2 protein-coding genes are annotated in these 1,577 nt (G+C 27.4%); both read left to right on the top strand.

Annotation, left to right across the window (positions count from 1 at the left end; genetic code table 11):
• The first annotated feature begins 354 nt into the window (after window positions 1-354).
• Window positions 355-756 carry a hypothetical protein gene (locus ACW2QF_RS20185; RefSeq protein ID WP_455717809.1) on the top strand — a complete coding sequence of 134 codons (402 nt, stop codon included), beginning with the start codon at window positions 355-357 and terminating at the stop codon, window positions 754-756.
• A gap of 197 nt (window positions 757-953) precedes the next feature.
• On the top strand, window positions 954-1,400 hold the full coding sequence (locus ACW2QF_RS20180; RefSeq protein ID WP_455717808.1) for a GNAT family N-acetyltransferase: 447 nt from the start codon (window positions 954-956) through the stop codon (window positions 1,398-1,400).
• Window positions 1,401-1,577 lie beyond the last annotated feature (177 nt).

The raw sequence follows: 1,577 nt of genomic DNA, 5'->3' as shown, positions 1-1,577 counted from the left end.
CTACGATTGTAATTAATAGACCAAATAACATGGCATACAAGATAGACTTCATTATAACTCACCTCTTTATTTTATTATATGCACTATCATAGGGTACCATAAAAGGTTGAGTTGGTAAAATAAAACTATAAATTGATATTTAGTGGAGGGTATTTATGAAGAAAGTAATGTAAGAGTACATTGAAAATAGAATATTGATAGTTGGTAGTAGTATTGGAATAAAAAGGTAGGTGTAATTTGTTCATGGTGGTATAATATGAGTATTGATTTCTGTAGTACTTTATAGTAACAGCAGAATAAATATGCGAAGCAAAGTTTTATCATTTAAATAAAATTAATTGGGGGAGTATTGTTATGAGTAATGGGAAACGATTAGATATTAATGTGGGGCTATTAAAAATATTGGTTATTTTTCTTATTATATATATTGTTACAATCCTTTTATTTAAGTATTTAATTAAATCAAATAAGATAAAATCTAGCAAATTATCAAGAATATTTTATACAGATGACGAAAAATTCATTATAAATTGGGAGAAGTATAGAAAAAAAGGTAAACTTATGTATCTATTATATAGTTTTATGACTAATAGTTTAGTGATTTTGGTAACTTCTATATTCTGTTTTGTGGTCATAGGTAGTGATTTTAATTTGCCTGTAATCGGTGGATTATTAACAGGTAATCTAATTGGCTTGCCGATTAGATGGAATATGAATGAAGAAAAATATTATAATTTATTGAATATTAAACATTAGATTTTAATAAGAACTAGATTTACGCCTATCAACTATCAATATGAGGTTGGTAGGTTTTTTGCTACTCTAAAAGTATTAGTTAGCTAAACGATGATTTAGAAAACTAAGTACATTGATAACTTAATATTGTTTGGTGGTAAAATATATAGTATTCTTATTGTAATGATTATTTTATAGTGAGAAAGGTGTGTTTGGAAATGGAAAAACAACTAAAGCTGTATGCGTTGAGTGAAGATATTCTTGATATTTGTGTAGATTTATTTATAGATATATTCTCTAGTGAACCGTGGAACGATGTATATGATTCAAAAAAACAAGTGACTGATTTTTTTGAAAATCATATGAATAATAATTATTTTGTAGGCTATGTTTTAAAAGATGAAGATAACGTTGTCGCGCTTAGTATAGGTATGAAAAAACCATGGATTAATGGGATGGAGTATTATATTGATCAATTCTGTGTAAAAGTAGGTATGCAGGGTATGGGTGTCGGGAGCCATTTTTTAAAGTTAATTGAAGAAGAAATAAAAGCGCAAGGAATGAATGCCATTATCTTAAATACGGAAAAGGGTTTTCCATCAGAGAAATTCTACTTAAAGAATGGACTCAGCGCACTTGATGAACTTGTCATCCTAGCAAAATGAGCATAATTAACAAATTAATATGTATCTCTTGACTACCAACTATCAGTATTAAGTTGGTAGTTTTTTGTATGTAAAACTAAAATTGATATCTATACTAGTGCAATAATTAAAATTACTAATAGGATTACAGATAAAATAGCTGAACACGAAAAAGAAATAATTGAAATGATTTTCGTG

The organism is Anaerosporobacter sp. (assembly GCF_965301125.1).
The sequence above is the reverse complement of the archived record's forward strand: the minus strand, read 5'-3'. Positions and strand labels throughout refer to the sequence as shown.

What these genes read in the sequence shown, in the direction of transcription:
- ACW2QF_RS20185 (WP_455717809.1), top strand. Translation starts at nt 355, where the DNA reads ATGAGTAATGGGAAACGATTAGATATTAATGTGGGGCTATTAAAAATA.
- ACW2QF_RS20180 (WP_455717808.1), top strand. Translation starts at nt 954, where the DNA reads ATGGAAAAACAACTAAAGCTGTATGCGTTGAGTGAAGATATTCTTGAT.